Source organism: Treponema bryantii (assembly GCF_036492245.1).
Lineage (GTDB): Bacteria > Spirochaetota > Spirochaetia > Treponematales > Treponemataceae > Treponema_D > Treponema_D bryantii_C.
Map to the genome: position 1 here is coordinate 991,741 of NZ_AP025286.1, position 22,009 is coordinate 1,013,749.

Consider the following 22,009-nt stretch of genomic DNA (forward strand, 5'->3'; position numbering starts at 1 on the left):
TAAAATAAATTATTATACGCCACTGTTAGTTTTTACTAACTAGAGTTAATAATAACTAACAAGGAGAAACAAAAATGATTAAATCAAAAAAAATGATAATTACAGCCGTAGCTGCTTTTATCGCATCTGTTTCATTTGCACAGGAAGTGACATTTGAAAATAAACTCACATGGGGAGTTACAGATATTTCTATTTCGGAGTCATCAACAGATACTAGTTTGTCTGCTTTTAAGAATAAGGCAAAATCTGAATATTCATCTGATAAACTTGATCTTGGTGTAGAAATTGAATTCACTGCGTCAAAAAATGGCAGTGTTTTTGAATTTGGTTCTGATGATTTTATTTCAGATGCATTTATTGAATTTCGTCCAGTTAATGTTTTGGGAATCGGATTTCACAGAAGCTATCCTGTAGCAGGTTCTTATCTTCCTTGTCTTGAAAAGGAACTTGATGACGCCAATATGGGTAGCGATTTCGGATTATTCGTACGTCCAGTTGAAGGTCTGGTGGTTGCAGGTGGCTTAGATTTCATTTCATACTTTGGACACGATGATGAAAAACCAATGGTTAATTTTGGAGCTGAATACACATTTGCAGAGGCTGTAGCTTTCGGTTTTGCTGTACGTAATGTTGTTTCTGATGAACGTACTTTTGGTGCTTATGCCTCTTATACAGGAATTGAAGGTCTTACACTTAATGCAGGTTTTACATACAACGGAAACCTTGAAGATTACAATGTAACAGGAAATCTTATAAATGCTGCTGTAATGTATAATATCAATTCGTTTGGTATCTATGCAAATGCAGTGCTTTCTGTAGGTGGTGAAGCTGATGCAGATAACGAACTTTATTCAGCAGCAAATCTTACTTACATGATAAATGATACATTGTGCGCAAATCTTTATGGTGGATTCTCATCAGACTTTGATAATGATGATTCCTGGGCAATCGAAGTTAGCCCTGGAATTGGTTATTCATTCAACGAACATAATACAGTTGGTGCAAGTGTGTTTGCATGTATTATGAAAGATACAACAATGCTTTCATTCCCTGTTTACTGGAAGTATACTTTCTAATATTTATATACTGAAAAAGTCCATTCCTTTTAGCCGGCAGTATAATATCTGCCGGTTTTTTTTGCTCTAAAAAGAAATAAATGCTCCATTCTGCAATTTTTTTTATATTTTGAATTATTTTCTTATAGGTTAGTTATTGCTAACAGATATGTAAAAGGATATTATAAGAAAGTTAGAAAAAACTAACAATGTGAGGTTAAAAATTATGTCATCAAAAACTAAATCTCCTGCAAAAAAAAGCCTTGTTGGCTGGATAATTGAATTTGCAGGAGAGAAAAAAGGGCAGTACATCACAAGTGTGTTCTTTGCTCTGCTTAGTGTGGCGTGTTGTATTGCGCCGTATTTTATGATTGCAAGAATTGTGCAGCAGCTTCTTGCCGGTGTTCGTGACTGGTCATTGTTCCTGCGTGAAGCTGGAATTGTTGCGTTGTTCTGGCTTGGAAATGTTGTCTTTCATATGATTTCAACTTCCATGAGCCATATCGCAACTTTTAATCTGCTTGGTAATATCAGAAAAAAAATGTGCGATAAGTTGACCCGTCTGCCACTTGGAACTGTTCTTGATATGCCTTCTGGTTCACTTAAAAATATCATGATCGAAAGAATAGACAGTATGGAAACAACTCTCGCTCATATCGTTCCTGAATATACTTCAAATATAATTCTTTCAATAGTACTTGTTATTTATCTGTTTGTTATAGACTGGCGTCTTGCTCTTGCGTGTATGGCTGTACTTCCAATCGGTTTTATCGCTATGTGCTTTATGATGAAAGATGGTCCTGCTCGATTTAAGTATGCTCTGGATAAAACAAAGGCATTGAATGATACTGCTGTAGAGTACATCAACGGAATTGAGGTAATCAAAGCCTTTGGAAAATCAAAATCTTCTTATGAGCGCTTTGTAGTGGCTGCTCAGGAAGGTTCTGCATGTTATGTTGAATGGATGCGAGATTGTATTTGGCCGCATGCGGTGGCTACTGTTGTTACACCGAGTCTTCTGTTGTCGCTTCTTCCGATTGGCGGGTATCTTTTCTTTAAAGGAAATGTAGATGCATCAACTTTTATTACAATGATTATTCTTGCTGTCAGCGCAATCCAGCCTTTCCTTATTGCCTTTACCTATCATGATGATATAGCAAAGGCCGGTGCAATTTTTGGAGAAGTCGGTTCAATTATGAAACTCGAAGAACTCGACCGTCCAGCAGAAGATAAGAAAAAGCCGGCAGATAATTCTATCCTTTTGAAGGATGTTCATTTTAGTTATCACAAGGGGATTGAAGGAGAAGAGAAAAAAGAAATTCTTCATGGAGTTTCAATGTCGCTTCCACAAGGTTCGTACACCGCCTTTGTTGGCCCAAGCGGATCTGGTAAATCTACAATCGCCCGTCTTATTGCATCGCTTTGGGATGTTGATTCCGGATCCGTAGAAATCGGTGGTGTAAATATCAAAGACCTTTCTCTCGAAGAATATAACCGCCGTGTCGCATACGTAAGTCAGGATAACTTCCTTTTTGATATGAGTGTGCGAGAAAATATTCGTCTCGGACGCGAAGGTGCAACCGATGCTGATGTTGAAGAGGTTGCACGAAAATCCGGTTGTTATGATTTTATCATGTCGCTGGAAAATGGTTTTGACACAATTGTCGGTGGAAGCGGCGCGCACTTGAGCGGTGGTGAGCGTCAGCGAATTGCAATTGCCCGTGCAATGATGAAGGATGCTCCAATCGTAATTCTGGATGAAGCTACTGCTTATACAGATCCAGAAAATGAAGCAATAATTCAGCAGAGTGTAGCAAAGCTTGTTGCGGGAAAAACTCTGATTGTAATTGCTCATCGACTTTCAACTGTAAAAGATGCAGACAAGCTTTATGTAATTAAAGATGGCCTTATAGACAGTTCTGGAACTCATGAAGAATTACTGGCTCAGGGCGGTCTTTATAAGAATATGTGGGAAGCACATATTGATGCAAAGGATGAGTAGGAGACTAAAAAATGTTTGAAACGTTATTTAAATTTTTTAGATTTTGTGATGTCGAGAACCGCAGAAAATTTACCGGTTCAATTATTGTTGGAATCTTCAATTCTCTTTTTATGGCATTAAGAATTGGTGCAGTTGCAGTTATGCTTAGAGGAGTAATATCCGCATCAATTGATGGAACCGCCTTTGAAATGAATACAGTATGGCTTTCTTTTGCAATTATGTGTGTCAGCATAATCGGCGGAATAATTACCAGAAAGGTTACTTCAATGTGGCAGTGTGAAGGCGGTTATCGTACCTGCGCGAAAAAACGTATCGAAATTGCAGAACATCTTCGTTATCTTCCTATGGGATACTTCAACGAAAATAGTCTTGGAGAAATTACTTCTGTAACAACAAATACAATGGAGTCTGTAGGTGATGTTGCAACCCGTGCTGTAATGATGGTCTTCCAGGGCTTACTCGATACTTCGCTTATTATTGTAATGCTTTTCTTCTTTGACTGGCGTATTGCTCTGGTTGCACTTGCAGGTTTTGGACTTTTTGAATTTGTAAATCTCTTTATGCGTATAGCTGTTCGTGATGTTTCTGCAGAAAAAATTAAAGCTGATGCGGCCGAGATTGGAAAGGTACTGGAATACATTCAGGGAATTGCAGAAGTAAAAGCATATAACCTTGCAGGAAAACGACGCCGTGAACTTAATTCTGTTATTGAAAAACGTCTGAAGATTCTCATCAAAATGGAGATGCGTTGTATTCCTGTTTCAAACTTACAATCGTTAGTTGCAAAACTCAGTGGTGTTGCAATGATGCTTGCTTCGTTAAATTTCTATCTGGCTGGAACAATGGACTTGGCAAACTGCAGTACAATGCTTGTTTGTTCATTCATGCTGTTCAATGCTCTTGAAGCTGGCGGAAATTATTCGGCACTTTTGAGAACAATTGATATTGGTGTAACTAAGGCAAGTAAGATTCTGGCTCTGCCGACAATGAATATCGAGGGTAGGGAGCGACCTGCGGAGCAGGGAAAAACAGTCCAGTGGACTGTTTTTAGCGAGTCTCCGAGCAGCTGTGCTGCGAAGGCGGAAATAAAAGATAGACTTAATATTGAAGCTCACAACATCGACTTCGCCTACGACAAGCGTAAAATTATCGACAACATTTCCCTCAAAATTCCTGCAAATACCACGACTGCCATCGTTGGTCCAAGCGGCGGTGGAAAAACAACCTTCTGTCATCTTCTTGCGCGCTTCTGGGATGTAGACAAGGGAACCGTAACACTTGGTGAAAAAGATGTCCGCGATTACAACATGGACGACCTTATGAAAAACTACAGCTTTGTTTTTCAGAACGTCTATCTCTTCCATGATACAATTGCTAATAACATCCGTTTTGGAGAGCCGGATGCTCCAATGGAAAAAGTTATCGCTGCGGCAAAAAAAGCCTGTTGTCATGACTTTATTTCGGCACTGCCAGACGGCTACGATACAGTAATTGGTGAAGGCGGAGCTAGTTTAAGCGGTGGGGAAAAACAGCGAATATCTATTGCCCGCGCAATCATGAAAGATGCTCCAATCATCATACTTGATGAAGCAACTGCAAATGTTGACCCTGAAAATGAACGAGAACTTATGAATGCAGTTTCAGAACTTACTAAAGAGAAAACTGTAATTATGATTGCACATCGCTTAAAGACAGTTCGCAATGCAGACCAGATTGTTGTAATAGACAAAGGCCGTATTGCAGAGCAGGGCAAACATGAAGAACTTGTTGCCAAAGGCGGAATCTATGCAAAGTTTATTGACTCTCGTAAGCAGGCTGTAAGCTGGAAGTTGTAATTCACAATTACCGGCAGCTGGACAGGCAGATGGATAATCTGCTTGTTGAAAGGCCTTGTGTAGTCCGGCACAGGGCGAGCTTTAGCATAAAAAATTTCATAAAAAATTCATTGGTTGCTAACATCACTTTATTTCTTTATAATACGTTTACTATGGCAGATGTTAAAGATACTTGCCGTGCAATTATTGCTGCGGCTTTGAATGAGTTTATTAAAGAAAAAGATCCAGCAGCTGAAGCTGTCAGCGCGGATAAAATTGTAGTTCAGAACGCTCCGAATCCGGAAATGGGAGACCTTGGTGCACCTATGTTTGTTTTTGCAAAGGCACTTCGTATGGCTCCACCTCAGATCGCATCCGGTGTTGTTGCAAAAATCACAGACAAATCTCTTGGAGAGTTCCTTGCTGTTGGTCCTTATGTAAACGTAAAACTTAACAAGGCCGGCGCCGCAGCTCCAATTCTTGCTGCAGTTAAAGCTCAGGGCGACACTTACGGTTCAATTAACAGCGACGGAAAAAAGCCTCTCGAAGGCCGCCGTGTTATGATTGAGTTCTCTTCACCAAATACAAACAAGCCGCTTCACCTTGGTCATGTCCGCAACGACGCACTCGGTGAATCTGTTAGCCGCATTCTTAAGGCTGCAGGTGCCGAGGTTTACAAGGTAGACCTTATCAATAACCGCGGTGTTCATATCTGTAAATCTATGCTCGCATATAAACTCTTCCACGAGGCAAACGGCGATACACCGGAATCACTCGGAATGAAAGGTGACCACTTTGTTGGTCAGTGCTATGTTGAGTTCGATAAATATCTTAAGGGCGAAAAAGACAAGCCTGAGACTGCACATCCGGAAGCAAATCAGATGGCAGAAGATATGCTGATTAAGTGGGAAGCAGGAGATCCTGAAGTTCATGCTCTCTGGGAGAAAATGAACGGCTGGACTTTCGACGGTGTAAAAGAAACTTATGAGCGCACTGGAATCAGCTTTGATAAATACTACTTTGAAAGTGAAACTTACCTTAAGGGAAAAGATGAAATTATGAAAGGCCTTGAAAAGGGCGTTTTCTTTAAGGCTGAAGACGGATCTGTTCGCATCGACGTTACAGACGTTGTAGGTAAGGGTAAGGACGAAGACAATCACGAGAAGGTTTTGCTCCGCAAAGACGGAACTTCTGTTTATATTACTCAGGATATTGGAACTGCAATCAGCCGCCACGACGACTGGGCTTTCAATCAGCTTGTTTACGTTGTTGCAAGCGAGCAGAACTACCACTTTAAGATTCTGTTCCACATCCTTAAAAAGCTTGGCTTTGACTGGGCAGACAAATTGTTCCATCTCAGCTATGGTCTTGTAAATCTTCCAAGCGGTCGTATGAAGAGCCGCGAGGGTACAGTTGTTGATGCTGATGATTTGGTTGATTCGCTTCACGCAGACGCCCTTGCCGCAATCAAAGAGCGTGGCCGCGACGGTGAAGTAGGCGATGCAGACGAAGTTGCAGAAAAGGTTGCACTTGGTGCTCTTCATTATTACATGCTACAGGCAACTCCAATCAAAGATATGCTTTTCAACCCTGCAGAGTCTTTGAGCTTCAACGGAAATACAGGTCCATATCTTCAGTACATGGGTGCACGTATCAACTCAATTCTTGCTAAGGCTGCTGAGGCTGGTGTTGCAGAAGATGGTTCAGAAGCTGCAGTTGCACTTCTTTCAAGTGAAGATGAATGGGCTTTGATTAAACAGCTTGGTGATTATCCAAATGTAATTGCAAAGGCTGCTGAAAATCTTGATCCAAGTGAAGTTGCTGCTTATGTTTACGAGGTTGCAAAACTGTTCAGTAAGTTCTATCAGAACTGTCCGATTGTAACTGCAGAAAACAAGCTGCTTGCCGGAGCTCGTCTCTACCTTGCAAGTTGTACTCTCCAGGTAATCAAGAACGCAATGAAGCTTGTTCTTGTTCCTTACCTCGAGAAGATGTAGGTTATAATCGAAGAACCGTTATAAAATGGGCTGCGACAGCGGCCCATTTTTTTTATAAAAAAAAGAATACCAGCTCTCCATCCGTCGCAAAAATATGATAGGGAAAATTGTTGCATACCACCAAAAAGTGGAGTAGGATACAAATATGATTATTTTTGATTTTGATGGCACTCTGGCTGATAGTATTGGCCTTGGATTTGAACTTGTAAATTCCCATGCAGAAAGACTTGGTTATAAACGTGTTGAACGCGAAAGAGGTATGGAACTTTCTGCTCTGGAAATTATGAAGGAAGCTCATATCAGTTTCTTCAAGCTTCCCCGGCTGGTTCTTTACTTTAAAAAGCTTTTGAATGAAAGTTTCGATAAAGTCTCAATAATTGATGGTGCCGTACAGCTTCTTACAAAATTAAAGTCAGAAGGCCATAAACTTGGAATAATCACTACTAACTCTGCAGCCTGCGTATCTGGTTTTCTTAAGAAAAATAATCTGGATGATTACTTCAGTTACATGAAAACTGATGTTGCGATATTCGGAAAAATTAAAGCGCTAAAACAGGCAAAAAAACAGCTTAAAACAGATTTTGTTTACGTGGGCGATGAAATTCGTGATATTGAAGCATGTAAACGGGCTGGCGTTCCAATTGTTTCTGTTCCTTTTGGTTTTAATTCAGCCATGGGGCTTGAAAAGAAAAATCCGGGCTTAGTTGCAAAAAATTATGATGAAGCGTATGAGCTTATCTGTTCGCAGATAAAAGAATAATTTGAAAGGAAATCAATATGAATTTTTTGATTGTACGAGGACTTTTAATTCCATTTTTAGGAACATCTCTTGGAGCCGCCCTTGTTTTCTTTATGAAACGGGAGCTTAATGTAAAACTTCAGAATATGCTTTCTGGCTTTGCTGCAGGTGTCATGGTTGCCGCTTCAGTATGGAGTCTCTTGATTCCTTCTATGGAAATGGTTAGTGACCGTGGAAAGCTTGCCTTTATTCCTGCGGCTGTTGGTTTTTGTGTCGGAATGATTTTCCTTTTAATCCTGGATAAGGTGGTTCCACATATGCATCTTGATGAAAGCCAGGAAGGTCCTAAAACTAGTCTTCAGAAAACAACGATGATGGTTCTTGCTGTCACTCTTCATAATATTCCTGAGGGAATGGCTGTTGGTATTTTGTATGCAGGCTGGGCTTCCGGCTCTGCTCAGATTACAGAAGCCGGTGCTCTTACACTGGCACTCGGAATCGCAATTCAGAATTTCCCGGAAGGTGCAATTATTTCAATGCCGCTTCACTCAAAAGGGCTTTCTAAAGCAAAGTCCTGCTGGTATGGAATTCTTTCCGGAGTAGTTGAACCTGTTGCCGGTTTCCTTACAATACTGCTTGCAAGTCATGTAATATCAATTCTTCCATATTTCCTAAGCTTTGCTGCCGGTGCAATGATCTTCGTTGTTGTTGAAGAACTTGTTCCTGAAATGTCAGAAGGCGAACATTCAAACCTCGGCACTATCATGTTTATGATTGGCTTTGTTTTGATGATGATTCTGGATGTAGCGTTAGGATAATCTTCAGGAGGATTTATGAAAATCGCTTTTTTTGATACACGTTCTTATGACAAGGTTTCATTCACAAAAATGAATGAAGAATATAAATATGATATTGATTTTCGTGATTATAAACTCAACGAAAATACAGCTCTTACCACAAAGGGGTATGATGTTGTCTGTGTTTTTGTAAATGATGTTGTAAATGCAGAAGTTATAAAATCACTTAAGGACTGCGGTGTAAAACTGATTGCACTTCGCTGTGCCGGTTATAACAACGTTGACCTCAAGGCTGCAGCGGAAGCAGGAATAAAGGTTGTGCGTGTTCCAGCTTATTCACCGTATGCAGTTGCTGAACATGGAGCTGCTCTTTTGATGTCTCTTACACGTCATATTCCACAGGCATATCTTCGCACAAAAACTGCAAACTTTAATATTGAAGGTTTGACGGGCCGTGACCTTCATGGACTTACCGGCGGAATTATCGGAACCGGAAAAATCGGTCAGATAATGGCAAATATTCTCAAAGGATTTGGAATGAAAATCATTGCTTATGATCCTTTCCCGAATGAAAAGTGGGCCCAGGAAAGCGGTGCAACTTATGTAAGCAAGGATGAGATTTTCCAGCAGAGTGATGTCTTAAGTTTACATTGTCCGCTTACAGAAGAGACAAAGCATATTGTTAATCATGATACAATGAAGATGATGAAGCATGATGCTGTAATCATAAATACCGGTCGTGGTGCTCTCATAGATTCTAAGGCTCTGGTCCATGCTTTAAAACACGGACACATCGGCGGAATTGGTATGGATGTTTACGAAGAGGAGAGTAAATACTTCTTCAGCGACTGGTCTACAGATATCATGACAGATGATGTTCTTGCCCGTCTTTTGACATTCCCGAACGTAATAATTACCGGACATCAGGCATTCCTTACAACAAATGCCCTTAAGAATCTTGCTGAAACAACTCTGAATAATATCCATGATTTTACAGCTGGAAAAGAACTTGTGAATGAAGTGAAATAAATATCAATTACAAGAAGTAACTTTTCATCAGGCCTTTACCTTTTACTTCTACATTCACAGCTTTGCCGTATGGAAATAAATCTTTTGTAAGTTTATAAGTCGCCTCACTTACATGGATTTGCATTGGTTCTCCATTTGTTTCCATGCGGCTTGCAACGTTTACAGTGTCGCCCCATACATCATAGATGAACTTTGTTTTTCCGATTACACCTGCAACAATAGGACCTGTGTTTACTCCTATACGAATCTTTACTTTATGACTTGATGTTTCGTTGAATTCATTTACATCTTCCAGGAGCCCCTGTGCAAAATGAATCAGCCGTTGTGCTCCATCATTATTTGCATCTTCTATAAGGCCTGTCGCCGCCATGTAAGAATCTCCAATTGTTTTGATTTTTTCGATTCCTTCTCTTTTAGCACGTTCATCAAATTTTTGTGTCATATTATTGAGCATTTCAACAGTTTCTTCTGCAGTCATTTCACTGCTCATTTTTGTAAATCCAACAATATCGGTAAACAGTACGGTTGCATTTGGATATTTTTTTGAAATAGTCTGATTTGGATTTTCGGTGAGTTCACGGGCAATTTCAACAGGAAGAATATTTAAAAGAAGATTTTCAGCTTTTTGATTTGCAATTATAAGTTCTGCTGTTCTTTTACGTACAGTTTCCTCAAGTTTCTTTTTGTATCTTTCAAGCATTTCAACTTCAAGTTTATGACTTCTTTCAATTTCTCTGTTTGTATCCTGTACGACAAAAACATAAAGTAAAACAGAAGTTCCAGAAGTAGACATTGCAGTAAAGGCAATTCCAAAAGTAGTGAATTGAAGAATAGTTGCAAGAAATGGAATTACAATAAAAAGAAAAAGAGGAATCCGAACTGCAGGTGAAAGTATCTTATGATTTGAAATAACAAAAATTGCTTCAAGAAAAATAGCAGCCGGAAGAAATATCAAAAATAGAAATGTCCCCTTTGTACGATGGTAAACATTATTAGCATCAAAATAGTAACAGAAAGGTGTAAATTGTGAGACAATAAGAATTAAAGTAAGAGTAATCATAATTATGTCATTAAGTCTTATTATTAAATGATTATACTTCCATCCCTTTAATCCTTTACTTTTAAATTCATTATTGAGATCTTTAATATAAAGGTTCATTACATAGATGATTGAAAAACTGAAAAAATAATCAAAAAATTTTGCAATGCGCAGATATATTCCTGCATAATCTCCAGTTGCATCTTTATTTATATAATAAAATCTGCTCGAAATCATAATCAGAGCACTGTTTAATTCAAGAAGAAAAATTGCAATCTTTTTTGCTTTTGGAAGATTTCTTGTAATTAAAGTCAGAAAGGCTGTTGCTAAACAGATTCCTTCCATAAACAACATAATGCCCAGCTGATGTGAGCGTAAAAAATTAAACATAATATTATTGTAAATTGAGTTATTGGGTTTTGCAATTAAAACATGCTTTGTGTAAGGCTGACACGACTCGGCAAAGATCAGTTTGTTGTAATTCCCATAAGATGCATGCTGCCATAACGCGTAAATTCCATTATGTCGATTATATAGGCGGCTGCATCTTTTTTTGTCATATTGTGAAGGATAATATCGCAGTATGCATTTATAACTGTAGAAGCCATAAAATGAATTGTCATTGGAGAAACTTTTTTTGTAGCTAATTTTTCTTTATACATCCATTCAAAGGTCTCTTCACAGTTTTTTGTATATATATCACAGATTTCTTCCTGGAAATGTTCATGAGTGCTTCCTGCAGACTTTGTAAGGAGAAGGGTAAAAGCATCAAAGTTTTCATACATATAGTCCAGGAATTCAATTACCGATTGTTCTTCCAATTCCATATGTTCTTTCATATGGGGAATGTCCAGGCCTGTGTGATTTTCTGAATTTGCAAGCATTACAGCTTTTGTAGATGTGGCTATAGCTTCATCCACAAGTGCACAGAAAAAGGCATCTTTATCCTTAAAATGTCTGTACATTGCTCCTGTGGTAACTCCTGCATTTGCAGCAATAGTTCGCAGAGATGAACCCATAAATCCTTTTTCAAGAAATTCTTTTTTTGCACTTTCGAGGAGTTTTTTCTTTGTTTCAGCTGATGATTCTGCCATAATTCACCGGTGGTTGAGCCTGTCGAAACCACTTTTTTTATTTTATCTGCAATTTATATTTTTTGCAATAAAAATGATAACAATGTTATCGTTTGTACTTGACAAGATAACACTGTTACCACTAAGATAACATTGTTATCAGATAACAATGTTATCATTTTTTAACACTGTTATCCGGAGGAGATGAAAGATAAATGAAAGTCACTAAAATAAATGACTGGTTTGAAAAATTCGGAAGGTTTGAAATAAAGCACCGCTGGGGATTTATTATCGGGCTTATTATTGTAACAGTTGTATGCAGTCTGGGGCTTACACGTCTCAAACTTGATAATGGAGAAGAGGACTGGTTTGATGACTGGGAAACTACAAAAATCAATCAGGATCACTTTGAAAGTATTTTCGGTTCAACAGATTCTCTAATGGCTCATATTACTACCAAAGGAACTGATGTTTTTGATCCGGAAGTTTTGAATATGATTGATGAACTCGGAGATGAGCTTTTAAATAATGTTCCATATGCATCAAGTATTACTTCAGTCATGGAACTTTCGCTTCCAATTGGTACGGAAGACGGTTTTGAAGTAAAAAGTCCGTTTGAAGATGGTGTCCCATCTGATCCTTCAGAACTTGCGGAAAAGAAAGCTTTTATTATGAGCCGTGAATCTCTTGTAAATTCCCTTGTCAGTGAAGATTGTACCGAAACCTGGCTTATCGTAAATCTTGAGCAATATTCAGAAGGTCTTGATGAAGCAATGCAAAAAATTGCTCCACCCGCAATGGCAATTTTTAATGATCCAAAATATCAGTCTGATAAATGGGAAATCCGTCCGGCAGGTCTTTCATATACAGAATATGAGGAAGAAAAACAGATTACAAGTCAGTGTGTAAGTCGTATTGCTCTTGGATTTGTTGTAATGCTGATTTTCCTTATTATCTTTATCCGCTCTCTTCGCGGAGTTGTAGTTCCTTCAATTGCTACAATCGGTGCTCTTTGTACAACTCTGGGGGCTTCCGGCTGGATGAATATCAAAGGTAACAACACAATGCTTCTTGTAACAGTTTTGTTATCAATGGCACTTGCAGTTGGTTATGCAGTTCACTATATCAACAGTTTTAAGATGTACTTCAGAAAGACAGGTCAGCGAAAAGAATCAATTGTTATGGGAATTCGTGATTCAGGCTGGGCTTTGTTCTTTACGGTAATTACAACAATGGCAGGAATGCTTTCATTCCTTTCTGCCGGAATCAGACCTATGCGTTGGGTTGGTGGAATTACTGCTGCTGCCGTTCTCGCAGTCTTCATTTTTGAAATTATTCTTTTACCTTGTCTCTACAGCTTTGGAAAAGATAAAGAACCAGATCCAACCTTTGTTGACACAGAAGGTTCAACTAAATCTGACCTTCGTGTAGAAGCAATGGGAAAGTCAATTCTCAATAAAAAGTGGATTACAGTAATTGCAGGAAGTGCAGTTCTTCTTGCTGTAATTCCTGGTATGTTCAAAATCAAAGTAAATATGAATTACTCAGATATGATGGGCGAGCGAACTCCTTATATCAAACGACTTCTTGAAATTACCCGAAGTCAGCTGGGAAGTCAGTACAGTTATGAAGTTCTTGTTGAGTATGAGGACGAAGATTCTCTTAAGAATCCTGAAGTTCTAAAAAATATGGACGAACTTGCAGAACGTGTTGGAACTCTAAGTATGACAAAGGTTTCTAACGGAAAACCTCGTGTTTCTTCTGTAACAAAAGTAATCAAGGAAATGAACCGTACTCTCAATGGTGATGATCCCGACGCTTATGTAATTCCAGATGACCAGGATCTTGTTAGTCAGGAACTGTTCCTTTATGAGATTTCCGGTGGTTCAGATCTTTATGATTACGTCAGCGAAGATTTTAAGGCTGGTTATCTCCATATTGAACTTGCCGGTTATGATGGTGAAGAAATTGTTCAGAATATGGATGCTGTAAAAGAATGGGTAGCAGAACTCTTCCCTGATGCGTCAAATGCCGGGGTAGTAGGTGAGGTTGTTCAGTATGCTCATATGAACGGTAAACTTGTTCGCGGGTCAATCCGTTCAATTGGAACTTCTCTGATTGTAATTCTGCTGCTTTTGATTATTGCCTTTACTTCGCTTCGAACAGGCTTTATTGCAATGATTCCAAACGTTGCCCCAATTGCAATCATAGGTGGAATCATGGGATATGCCGGAGTTAATCTTGATATGATTACTGCAATGATTATGCCGATGATCCTTGGTATTGCGGTAGATGATACTATTCACTTTACAAATCATATTAAATATCATTTTGAACTTACGGGAAACTACCGCTCGGCAGTTTTGAATTCATATCGTGAAATTGGAAAAACAATGATTATGACAACAATCATACTGTGCGCTATGTTTGGAATCTTCCTTACAAGTACAATGACTGTTCTCGTAAATATCGGCTGGCTGTCGATTGTCGGCTTGGGCAGTGCGCTAATTGCTGACTATACACTCACACCGGTTTTATTGTTTATAACAAAGCCATTTGGACATGAAACAAATAAATAACAAAAGGAGATATTTATGAAAAAACAATTTCTTACTTTAGCGTTAATTACAATGGGTACTCTGCTCTTTGCTGAGACAGGTTACGATATCATGAAAAAAGCAGATGAAGTGCCGGAACCTAAAACTTCCTCTTCAACTGCGACCCTTACAATTCATTCAAAAAAAGGATCAGACCGAATCCGTGAAGTTATTATGAAGAGTAAGGATTATGGAGAAGTAGAAAAGAGTATTATCGTGTTTACAACTCCAAAAGATGTAGCAGGAACTGGATATCTTATGTTTGATTATGAAGATGATAATAAAGATTCTGATAACTGGCTTTATCTTCCTGCAATGAAAAAGACACGTCGTATTGCTTCAAGCGGCTCTGAAAGTGAAGGAAGTTTTATGGGAACAGACTTTACTTATCAGGATATGGGAGATCGCAGCCTCAATAAATATGATTACAATCTTCTTGGTGAAGAAGATGTTGATGGCACAATCTGCTACAAGGTTGAATGTATAAGCAAGGCTCATACAGAAAAAGATCCTCGCTATATCAGCTACATTGGAAAATCAGATTATATTCTCCGTAAATGTGAGTTTTATGACCGCCAGAATCAGCTTCACCGGGTTCTCACCTGCACAGACTTTACAACCATCAAAGGCTTTACAACAGCACAAAAAATGAAAATGGAAAATGTTCAGAGCGGAACCTGGTCTCTCATCGAATCAAAAAATATTGTTTACGATGCAGAAGATATTGATGATTCTTTATTCACAGTAGCAGCATTGGAAAAAGGTCGAATCAGATAATGTCTGGAGAGTTTATGAAAATAAAAAGCTTTATATTGATTTTACTATTACTGATATATTTTCCTCTCATTGCGGAGGGGGGAGTAGATTTCTCCGGAGAGATTCAGACTCTCTGGGGAGCTGGTGTTCCATGGACAGACGGCGATACTTCAGCCGGTAAGTTTCTTCTTGGGACAACCGAGTTTACCGGTACACTTGATGCTTATTACGATAACAGCTCAGCACTTGCAGAGGCTTCTGTTTCGTATGATGCTGTAACGGGCGAACTCGACTGGTCGCTTAATGAGCTCTGGTTCGACTATACTTCAAGCTTCTGGGGAATCAGAATTGGCCGTCAGAAAACTGCCTGGGGTAAAGCCGATGGTGTAGACATCACAAATGTAATTTGTCCAGGTGACATGTCCAATCTTGCAGCAATGGCAAGTGACGATTCAAAACTTGCAATTGATGCTCTGCGCATTTCGTTTTCTGGAGAACAGTTTACCACAGATATTTACTGGATTCCGTTCTTTACACCTGCAGCACTTCCAGAATCAACAACAAGTGCTGTACAGATTATAAAGCCCGATACTGCAATCTGGAATGGAGAATATGGTGTAAAACTTTCCGGTTACTTCCCAGCATTTGATGCCTCTGTCTACGGTTTTTATGGTTGGGATGATATGCCTGTTTTTGATTATACTTATACGGGAAATTACAAACGAATGGCAATGATAGGTCTTGATGCAGCAATTCCGGTTAGAGAAGTTGTTATTCGTACAGAAGCAGCTTTCTTTCCAAAACGCTATTTTACCGATACAGAACTGCGTAATGAAATCTCAGCTCTTGCCGGTATAGACTGGATGCCATCCGGCTGGACACTCACAGCCCAGTATTTCTGTGATTATGTTTTTGGAGACACTGAAAGCATAAACAGAGCAGATGCCTATACTCATGGGGCAACTCTGAGTGTTTCAAAGACATTCCTGAATGAAACCTTGGAAGCAAGTTTGAGTGGACTTATAGGCTTTAATGATTTTGACAGTTTTATAAAGCCATCGATAAATTACAGCCTTTCTGATCAGATAAATGCTGAAATTGGAGCTTATATTTTTACTCCAGGTCCTGAAAAAGACGGAACTTACGGAGCTTATAAAGATTACAGTAGTTTCTATGTTAAAGGTAAATTCAGTTTCTAACATTTTGTTTTACAAATCCAATTTTGTGGTTTATCATAATATACGATATGGGAATGGACGCAAAAATTATTAACGCATTTCTCACAGAGGGAATCAATACTTTCCAGGATATGTTCAATATAGGTCCTCAAAATAAGGAACCTCATCTTCTGGATATACATGCAGGCCATCCGTGGGAAATATCGGGTTTGTTAGGAGTTACCGGCGAAATAAAAGGAATCGTTGCTTTCCGTCTTCATAAGATTCTTGCAAATAAAATGCTTGAGCTTTCCGGATTAAAATGTAAGCCGGAGGATTATGAGGATATGGCCGTTGGGCTGGTAAGTGAGTTTACAAACATTATTTCAGGTCATGCAGTTACTGCTCTAAGTCAGTATAAAATGGACATTTCGCCTCCATTTTGTGTAATGGGACACAATCACATGATTGCCTGGCCTAAAAACTACCCTGTAATCGCAATTCCGTTTGTTACATCATACGGGCCGTTTGAAGTAGATGTCTGTTTCAAATAGTCTTGTACAAACGGTGTTCTTACTGACTTCCCCTGCTTTTTTTGCTATAATATCAAAATGAGTAAAAAAAAGCAGGGGAGTTTTAAGCGTTTTAAGCGCGCTCTTAAGTATACACTCAAAAATCCTCTTACTTATATCTGGCTTCTCATTTTTATAATAATTGCCGTTGCAACTATTGTTGTCTTTGCGTCTGAAACTAAGACCGAAAGCGGAATAGAAACAATGTTCGATTCCGTATGGTTTACATTAGTTGCGGTTTTTGCGGCTTATTTTGATTATTGTGTAAAATCAGTTCCAGGCCGAATGTCAGCGCTTGTTCTGCTTGTGCTCGGAATGCTGTTATTCAGTGCCGTTACCGGTAAGCTTGCGTCCTATTTCATGGATTTGCAGATGAAGAAAAATAAGGGGCTTAAAAAATTGAAGAATATGAAAGGACATTTTTTACTTTGCGGATGGAGACCAGGCTTTGAAAAGATTCTGGATACCGTGCTTACTACAAATCCGGATATTACACCTGATATGGTTGTAATGATAAATGATGCAGCAGAGCAGATTGAGCAGATTCGTTCACAGCCTCGATTTAAGGAACTTAATTATGTTTCCGGAGATTTTTCGGATGAAGCTGTTCTTAAACGTGCACAAATTGATACTGCAGAACGAGCCCTTGTAATTTGCGACCGTTCAAAAACGTATTCTGATCTTGAAATAGACAGTCGTACAGTACTTGCCGTTCTTACAATGGAAAATCTGAATCCTGGAATTTATGTAGCAGCTGAACTTATCGATGCAAAATTCCAGAAGCATCTTGAAATGGCACATTGTGATGAAATCATCCTTACACAGGATTATGAACACAGTCTTCTTGCAACTGCTTCAAGCGGAATGGGTTACAGTAACGTTATCCGTGCCCTTATAAGTGATGATGCTGATACTGGTATAATCATAGAAGATATTCCTGCTTCGTTTATTGGAAAGACCTATGGTGAATATGGAGCTCATATTGAGCAGAATGGTAATAAAGGCGGCGTTCTTGTAGGCCTTCTCTTAAATACAGGTAATTTCCATCAGCGTCGTAAAGATGCACTTAGAGAGGCTCAGAAGAATCCTGATATCAAGAGTATTGTTGATAATCTGAAAAAGGTTAAGACTCTCAAGAGTAATGAACCGGTTCTTACACCTGCGCCAGATTTTGTTATTCAGAAAAATACCAAAGCCATTCTGGTACGAGGATAGGAGGATTTTATGGATAAGTTTGAAGACGTTTTACCTAAACTTGTACAGATTCAGTTGTTTTCTGATTTTTGTATTGATGATGAAAATGATTGCAGAATCCTTCGTGCTGTATATGATAATATGACAGTTGAAAACTATCAGAAGGGTGATGTAATTATTGAAGAAGGAAAGTTCGGAGATATGTTCTATATCCTGTATCAGGGAAAAGTTCAGGTTTATAGAAAGACTCCTGCAGGAGATAAGATTGCCCTTGCAGATCTTTCCAGTGATATGAATATTTTCTTTGGGGAAACAGCTTTGATAAGTGATGATCCACGAACTGCAACAGTAAAGGCTATAACAGACTGTCGTTGTATAGCACTTTCCAGTACAAAGTTTCTGGAAGTGTGTGATCGCGAGCCCCTTTTAGGCTACAGAGTTCTTTTGCACCTTGCACAGGGAATGGCAAAAACTATCCGCGATACAAACAGCGATAAGGCAACCTTATACGAAGCATTGTTCAGTGAAATAGAATCAGGAGTTTAATTTGAAAGGAACTGTTATTGCAGGAACAAATAATCTTTTTACAGTTGAATGTGAAGATGATGTTACCCGAAACTGTACAATTAAAGGTAAAGTAATTAAAACTGAAAAGGAATATTATAATCCAATTGCACCAGGAGATGTTGTCGAAGTTGAACCGGATGAACTTAATGATGAAAAAGGTCAGATAGTTACTCTGGAAAAACGACGCAATACTTTTTTGCGCTGGAATGTAAAGGGCCGTTGTCCGCAGCTTCTTGCAAGTAACCTTGATTATCTGATTCTGGTATGTACTCCGGATGAGCCTCCTTTCCGTCCTCGCTTTACGGATAGAGCTCTGGCTCAGGCTGAACATCAGGGAATCACTCCGGTAATTGTCTGCAACAAATGGGACCTCGCCCTTGAAATGCAGACTGATGGGCGCGAAGAGCAGTTTGAAGAAATAGAAAAAAGACTTTCTATCTGGGAAGATTTAGGCTACAAGGTACTGCGTATTTCTGCAAAGACAGGAGAGGGTATGCAGGAGTTTGCAGAGCTGCTTGAAGATAAACTTTCAGCATTTGTAGGTCAGTCTGGAGTAGGTAAATCCAGTCTTATAAACGTTATGGATAATACCTGCGTACTGAGAACAGGAAGCCTTTCAAAGAAATACGGTCGGGGAAGCCATACCACTACTAAAGGTACGCTGATTCACCTGACCTTGAATGAGACATTGACTGAAGGAATACAGGGCCGTAAGGCAAATATCATTGATACACCGGGAATCCGCCGTTTTGTACTTGATGATATTGAAGCTGATGACCTTGCAATGTACTTCAGGGAATTTGAACCATTTATCGGCAAATGTAAATTTGGAATGAATTGCCGGCATAATACAGAACCAGGTTGTGCAGTGCGTAAAGCTGTAGAAGATGGCGTAATTAGCCAGGAACGCTTCGACAGCTGGCAGAGAATCAGCGAAGAAATCCGCACAGGCTCCTGGAGCGATTGATTGGATTGCCACGTCGCTACGCTCCTCGCAATGACGTCATTGCGAGCGAAGCGAAGCAATCCATGTTATAAAGAACTATGAATAATAAAACCTTAAACGAAATTGATTATTATCGTCTCCGCGACGAAATCGCGGGATATTGTGTTTCGACAGAAGGTCGCGAAAAACTATTACAGCGCGAACCTCTTCGAAAATCAGAAGAAATTGAAAATTTAAAAAATCTTAGCCGCGAGTGGAGTGTTTACTTTTCTGCGGGTCGTGCAAATCCTATTAGTGGCTGGGAACCAGTTCATCCGCTTCTCAGTATAATAAAAGCTCGTGGGGCATCTCTCTCTCTCGAACAGGTGCATTATCTTGGTCAGTTTGTAACAAGCATAAACAGCGTTCGTAAAGCAATTCAGCTGCATGGTCAGGAATTGTCATTAAAACTGCTTGCAGAACAGGTTACTCAGCTGCCGGATATTACAGATATGGAAAAAAAGATTTTCCGTATCATTACTCCTGATGGAGAACTACGTGAACTTCCAGAAATAATAGCAATCAGAAAGCAGATTGCAAGCCTTAATGCTAAAATCAGAACTGTTATGCAGGGCTTTACATCTGACCAGAAGCTAAGTGATGTGCTTCAGAGTAACGTTCCGGTATTGAGAAACGGCCGCCAGGTGCTTGCCGTAAAAGCCAGTCTTCAAAACAGAATTCCTGGTATTGTGCATGAGGTAAGCCAGACTGCTCAGACTGTTTATGTAGAACCGGAAGAAGCTGTGCTTTGCAGTAATGAGCTGATTCAAAAAGAGTTTGAACTTCAGGCAGTTATAAAAAAGATTCTGCTTGAGCTTACAGAAAGTCTTCAGCCATCTATTCCGGCAATAAAGCAGGCGCTTCCTGTTATGACATTGTTTGATACTACTCAGGCAGCAAGCCGATGGGGACAGTCTCGCGAATGTAACTATGCACTGCCAGCAGACAAAGAACCGCCTCTTTTACTTAAGGCTAGACACCCGCTTCTTGGGGAAAAAGCTGTGCCTATAGACATCCGCTTTATGGACGGCAAGCGCGTACTTATAATTACAGGACCGAACACCGGCGGAAAAACCGTTTCGCTTAAAACTTTCGCGCTCCTTTCTATGCTAAATCAGTCCGGCTTCCCGATCCCCGCGGCGGAAGGTACCCGTTTACCGGTATTCTCAAACGTCTTTGCTGATATCGGTGATGATCAGTCTCTCGATCAGAGCCTTTCTACCTTCAGCGGTCATATGAAAAATATCGCGCAGGCCGTGAACTCTGCAAAATCCGATACCCTTATCCTTCTGGATGAACTTGGCAGTGGAACCGACCCTCAGGAAGGAACCGCTATCTCAATGGCCGTTCTCGACGAACTTATTAAACGCAAATCTTTCGTGCTTGTAACGACCCATCAGGGCATTTTGAAAAATTACGGCTACACAAATCCGTGCTGTATAAATGCGTCTGTTGAGTTTAATCAGGATACTCTGTCACCGTCATATCACTTGCTTATGGGGGTGCCTGGTGAAAGCCATGCTTTGGATATTGCTCAGAAGAGTGGACTACCAACAGAAATCTGCAAGGCAGCACGTACTTATATTGCAACAGAACAGGCCGATGTTTCAGCTCTTATCCGTGGTCTCAACCGCAAGCACGTAGAACTCAATAAAGTTCAGAAAGAAGCAGAACGTCTCGCCGTGGAAGCTCAGGAAAAAACAGACCGACTTAAGGCCCGCGAACTCGAACTTCGCCGCCTGGAATCAAATCTCAAAAAAGGTAAGCAGCAGGAACTCAATGACTTCCTTATTCACAGCCGCCGTCAGCTTGAAAATCTTGTACGTACTCTCAAGGAAGGTGAGATTACACGAGAGAAAACTCTCAGTGTAAAGCAGTACATTGCCGAGCTTACGGAAGATACAATGCGTCTCGATCGAAAAATCGAAGCCGAGGAAGAAAAACTTGCCCGTGACGAACAGAAGTTTGAGGCAGAGCAGGCAGCTGCTAAAAAGCATTCAATCGGAAGCAACAAGAAAACAAAGAAGAAAATGAGTAATGCCGAAGCATTGAAATATGCAAGTTCGATTGTTACAGAACCTGCTGTGGACAGCAAAGCTCAGAGTTCTCAGAAAATAGCAGCTGCTCCGGTTCAGATATCTTTCCAGCCTGGCGCCACAGTTCGGACAAGTACTGGTACTTCAGGAGTTCTTGTTGAACAGACTAAAAAAGGTGTGTGGCAGGTTCAGTTTGGCAGTATCAAAATGTCAATGAAGGAAAAAGATCTTAAGCTTGTGCAGGGGACAGAAGCTCAGAATTCAGTTCCTCTCAAGGCTGATGTATCCATTGAACTTGCAGATGATGCTTCAAATGGAATTTATGAGAGACCTGTATTTGAATTACGTCTTCTTGGTATGCGTGCAGATGAAGCTGTTCGAGCTCTGGAGCGTCAGGTAGATCTTTGCGTGCTTCATAACTTCCCTCATTTCAGTGTAATTCACGGAAAGGGTGATGGAGTTTTAATGCAGGCAGTTTCAGATTATCTTTCGCACTGTCCGGTAGTAGCAGAGTTCTCAAAAGCTCCTGCCGAAGACGGCGGTGCCGGTAAGACATACGTAACGCTTAAGTGACGCAATGACGGTCGTAGGATTTCGGAG

General features: G+C 39.8%; 17 protein-coding genes. 15 read left to right on the forward strand and 2 right to left on the reverse strand.

Annotated features, from left to right (window positions below; genetic code table 11):
• Positions 1 to 74 precede the first annotated feature (74 nt).
• The 7 genes from AABJ44_RS04660 (at position 75) to AABJ44_RS04690 (ending at position 9,433) form a co-directional block, all read left to right on the forward strand.
• Positions 75 to 1,076: a hypothetical protein gene (locus AABJ44_RS04660; RefSeq protein ID WP_338370763.1), complete on the forward strand. Its 1,002-nt coding sequence runs from the start codon at positions 75 to 77 to the stop codon at positions 1,074 to 1,076.
• Positions 1,077 to 1,281: 205 nt separating this feature from the next.
• On the forward strand, positions 1,282 to 3,057 hold the full coding sequence (locus AABJ44_RS04665) for an ABC transporter ATP-binding protein (RefSeq protein WP_338370764.1): 1,776 nt from the start codon (positions 1,282 to 1,284) through the stop codon (positions 3,055 to 3,057).
• 11 nt (positions 3,058 to 3,068) lie between these two features.
• Complete coding sequence (locus tag AABJ44_RS04670) at positions 3,069 to 4,892, forward strand: ABC transporter ATP-binding protein (protein ID WP_338370766.1); 1,824 nt, start codon at positions 3,069 to 3,071, stop codon at positions 4,890 to 4,892.
• Between the two features lie 152 nt (positions 4,893 to 5,044).
• Positions 5,045 to 6,868: an arginine--tRNA ligase gene (gene argS / locus AABJ44_RS04675; RefSeq protein ID WP_338370768.1), complete on the forward strand. Its 1,824-nt coding sequence runs from the start codon at positions 5,045 to 5,047 to the stop codon at positions 6,866 to 6,868.
• 145 nt (positions 6,869 to 7,013) lie between these two features.
• Positions 7,014 to 7,628, forward strand: a complete 615-nt coding sequence (locus AABJ44_RS04680) for an HAD-IA family hydrolase (RefSeq protein ID WP_338370770.1) — start codon at positions 7,014 to 7,016, stop codon at positions 7,626 to 7,628.
• A gap of 17 nt (positions 7,629 to 7,645) precedes the next feature.
• The gene (locus tag AABJ44_RS04685) at positions 7,646 to 8,425 is read left to right on the forward strand and encodes a ZIP family metal transporter (RefSeq protein ID WP_338370772.1); all 780 of its coding nucleotides are present in this window, start codon (positions 7,646 to 7,648) and stop codon (positions 8,423 to 8,425) included.
• Between the two features lie 15 nt (positions 8,426 to 8,440).
• Positions 8,441 to 9,433, forward strand: coding sequence for a 2-hydroxyacid dehydrogenase (locus tag AABJ44_RS04690; RefSeq protein WP_338370773.1), 993 nt, complete (start codon positions 8,441 to 8,443; stop codon positions 9,431 to 9,433).
• A 7-nt stretch (positions 9,434 to 9,440) separates the two neighbouring features.
• Here the strand turns inward: AABJ44_RS04690 and AABJ44_RS04695 are convergent, their stop codons facing one another.
• Together AABJ44_RS04695 and AABJ44_RS04700 are read right to left on the reverse strand one after the other, a co-directional pair.
• On the reverse strand, positions 9,441 to 10,862 hold the full coding sequence (locus AABJ44_RS04695; protein ID WP_338370774.1) for an adenylate/guanylate cyclase domain-containing protein: 1,422 nt from the start codon (positions 10,860 to 10,862) through the stop codon (positions 9,441 to 9,443).
• Between the two features lie 77 nt (positions 10,863 to 10,939).
• Positions 10,940 to 11,566, reverse strand: coding sequence for a TetR/AcrR family transcriptional regulator (locus tag AABJ44_RS04700; protein WP_338370775.1), 627 nt, complete (start codon positions 11,564 to 11,566; stop codon positions 10,940 to 10,942).
• Positions 11,567 to 11,760: 194 nt separating this feature from the next.
• Here AABJ44_RS04700 and AABJ44_RS04705 point away from each other — a divergent pair, with 194 nt between their 5' ends.
• The 8 genes from AABJ44_RS04705 (at position 11,761) to AABJ44_RS04740 (ending at position 21,982) form a co-directional block, all read left to right on the forward strand.
• Positions 11,761 to 14,124 carry an efflux RND transporter permease subunit gene (locus tag AABJ44_RS04705; protein ID WP_338370777.1) on the forward strand — a complete coding sequence of 788 codons (2,364 nt, stop codon included), beginning with the start codon at positions 11,761 to 11,763 and terminating at the stop codon, positions 14,122 to 14,124.
• A gap of 15 nt (positions 14,125 to 14,139) precedes the next feature.
• A complete protein-coding gene (locus AABJ44_RS04710) occupies positions 14,140 to 14,919 on the forward strand; it encodes an outer membrane lipoprotein-sorting protein (RefSeq protein ID WP_074642818.1) in 780 nt (259 codons plus the stop codon).
• A gap of 14 nt (positions 14,920 to 14,933) precedes the next feature.
• The gene (locus AABJ44_RS04715; RefSeq protein ID WP_338370778.1) at positions 14,934 to 16,097 is read left to right on the forward strand and encodes a DUF1302 domain-containing protein; all 1,164 of its coding nucleotides are present in this window, start codon (positions 14,934 to 14,936) and stop codon (positions 16,095 to 16,097) included.
• Positions 16,098 to 16,150: 53 nt separating this feature from the next.
• Positions 16,151 to 16,609 carry a chemotaxis protein CheX gene (locus tag AABJ44_RS04720; protein WP_074643529.1) on the forward strand — a complete coding sequence of 153 codons (459 nt, stop codon included), beginning with the start codon at positions 16,151 to 16,153 and terminating at the stop codon, positions 16,607 to 16,609.
• 57 nt (positions 16,610 to 16,666) lie between these two features.
• Positions 16,667 to 17,842, forward strand: a complete 1,176-nt coding sequence (locus tag AABJ44_RS04725; protein ID WP_338370780.1) for a TrkA-related ion transporter — start codon at positions 16,667 to 16,669, stop codon at positions 17,840 to 17,842.
• Between the two features lie 9 nt (positions 17,843 to 17,851).
• Positions 17,852 to 18,367, forward strand: coding sequence for a cyclic nucleotide-binding domain-containing protein (locus tag AABJ44_RS04730; RefSeq protein ID WP_074642810.1), 516 nt, complete (start codon positions 17,852 to 17,854; stop codon positions 18,365 to 18,367).
• Between the two features lies 1 nt (position 18,368).
• On the forward strand, positions 18,369 to 19,355 hold the full coding sequence (gene rsgA / locus AABJ44_RS04735) for a ribosome small subunit-dependent GTPase A (RefSeq protein ID WP_074642809.1): 987 nt from the start codon (positions 18,369 to 18,371) through the stop codon (positions 19,353 to 19,355).
• A gap of 77 nt (positions 19,356 to 19,432) precedes the next feature.
• A complete protein-coding gene (locus AABJ44_RS04740) occupies positions 19,433 to 21,982 on the forward strand; it encodes an endonuclease MutS2 (protein ID WP_338370782.1) in 2,550 nt (849 codons plus the stop codon).
• Positions 21,983 to 22,009: the final 27 nt, after the last annotated feature.

What these genes read in the sequence shown, in the direction of transcription:
- AABJ44_RS04695 (WP_338370774.1), bottom strand. Translation starts at nt 10,862, where the DNA reads ATGTTTAATTTTTTACGCTCACATCAGCTGGGCATTATGTTGTTTATG.
- AABJ44_RS04690 (WP_338370773.1), top strand. Translation starts at nt 8,441, where the DNA reads ATGAAAATCGCTTTTTTTGATACACGTTCTTATGACAAGGTTTCATTC.
- AABJ44_RS04685 (WP_338370772.1), top strand. Translation starts at nt 7,646, where the DNA reads ATGAATTTTTTGATTGTACGAGGACTTTTAATTCCATTTTTAGGAACA.
- AABJ44_RS04705 (WP_338370777.1), top strand. Translation starts at nt 11,761, where the DNA reads ATGAAAGTCACTAAAATAAATGACTGGTTTGAAAAATTCGGAAGGTTT.
- AABJ44_RS04730 (WP_074642810.1), top strand. Translation starts at nt 17,852, where the DNA reads ATGGATAAGTTTGAAGACGTTTTACCTAAACTTGTACAGATTCAGTTG.
- AABJ44_RS04715 (WP_338370778.1), top strand. Translation starts at nt 14,934, where the DNA reads ATGAAAATAAAAAGCTTTATATTGATTTTACTATTACTGATATATTTT.
- AABJ44_RS04660 (WP_338370763.1), top strand. Translation starts at nt 75, where the DNA reads ATGATTAAATCAAAAAAAATGATAATTACAGCCGTAGCTGCTTTTATC.
- AABJ44_RS04700 (WP_338370775.1), bottom strand. Translation starts at nt 11,566, where the DNA reads ATGGCAGAATCATCAGCTGAAACAAAGAAAAAACTCCTCGAAAGTGCA.
- AABJ44_RS04725 (WP_338370780.1), top strand. Translation starts at nt 16,667, where the DNA reads ATGAGTAAAAAAAAGCAGGGGAGTTTTAAGCGTTTTAAGCGCGCTCTT.
- AABJ44_RS04680 (WP_338370770.1), top strand. Translation starts at nt 7,014, where the DNA reads ATGATTATTTTTGATTTTGATGGCACTCTGGCTGATAGTATTGGCCTT.
- AABJ44_RS04740 (WP_338370782.1), top strand. Translation starts at nt 19,433, where the DNA reads ATGAATAATAAAACCTTAAACGAAATTGATTATTATCGTCTCCGCGAC.
- AABJ44_RS04670 (WP_338370766.1), top strand. Translation starts at nt 3,069, where the DNA reads ATGTTTGAAACGTTATTTAAATTTTTTAGATTTTGTGATGTCGAGAAC.
- argS (WP_338370768.1), top strand. Translation starts at nt 5,045, where the DNA reads ATGGCAGATGTTAAAGATACTTGCCGTGCAATTATTGCTGCGGCTTTG.
- AABJ44_RS04665 (WP_338370764.1), top strand. Translation starts at nt 1,282, where the DNA reads ATGTCATCAAAAACTAAATCTCCTGCAAAAAAAAGCCTTGTTGGCTGG.
- AABJ44_RS04720 (WP_074643529.1), top strand. Translation starts at nt 16,151, where the DNA reads ATGGACGCAAAAATTATTAACGCATTTCTCACAGAGGGAATCAATACT.
- AABJ44_RS04710 (WP_074642818.1), top strand. Translation starts at nt 14,140, where the DNA reads ATGAAAAAACAATTTCTTACTTTAGCGTTAATTACAATGGGTACTCTG.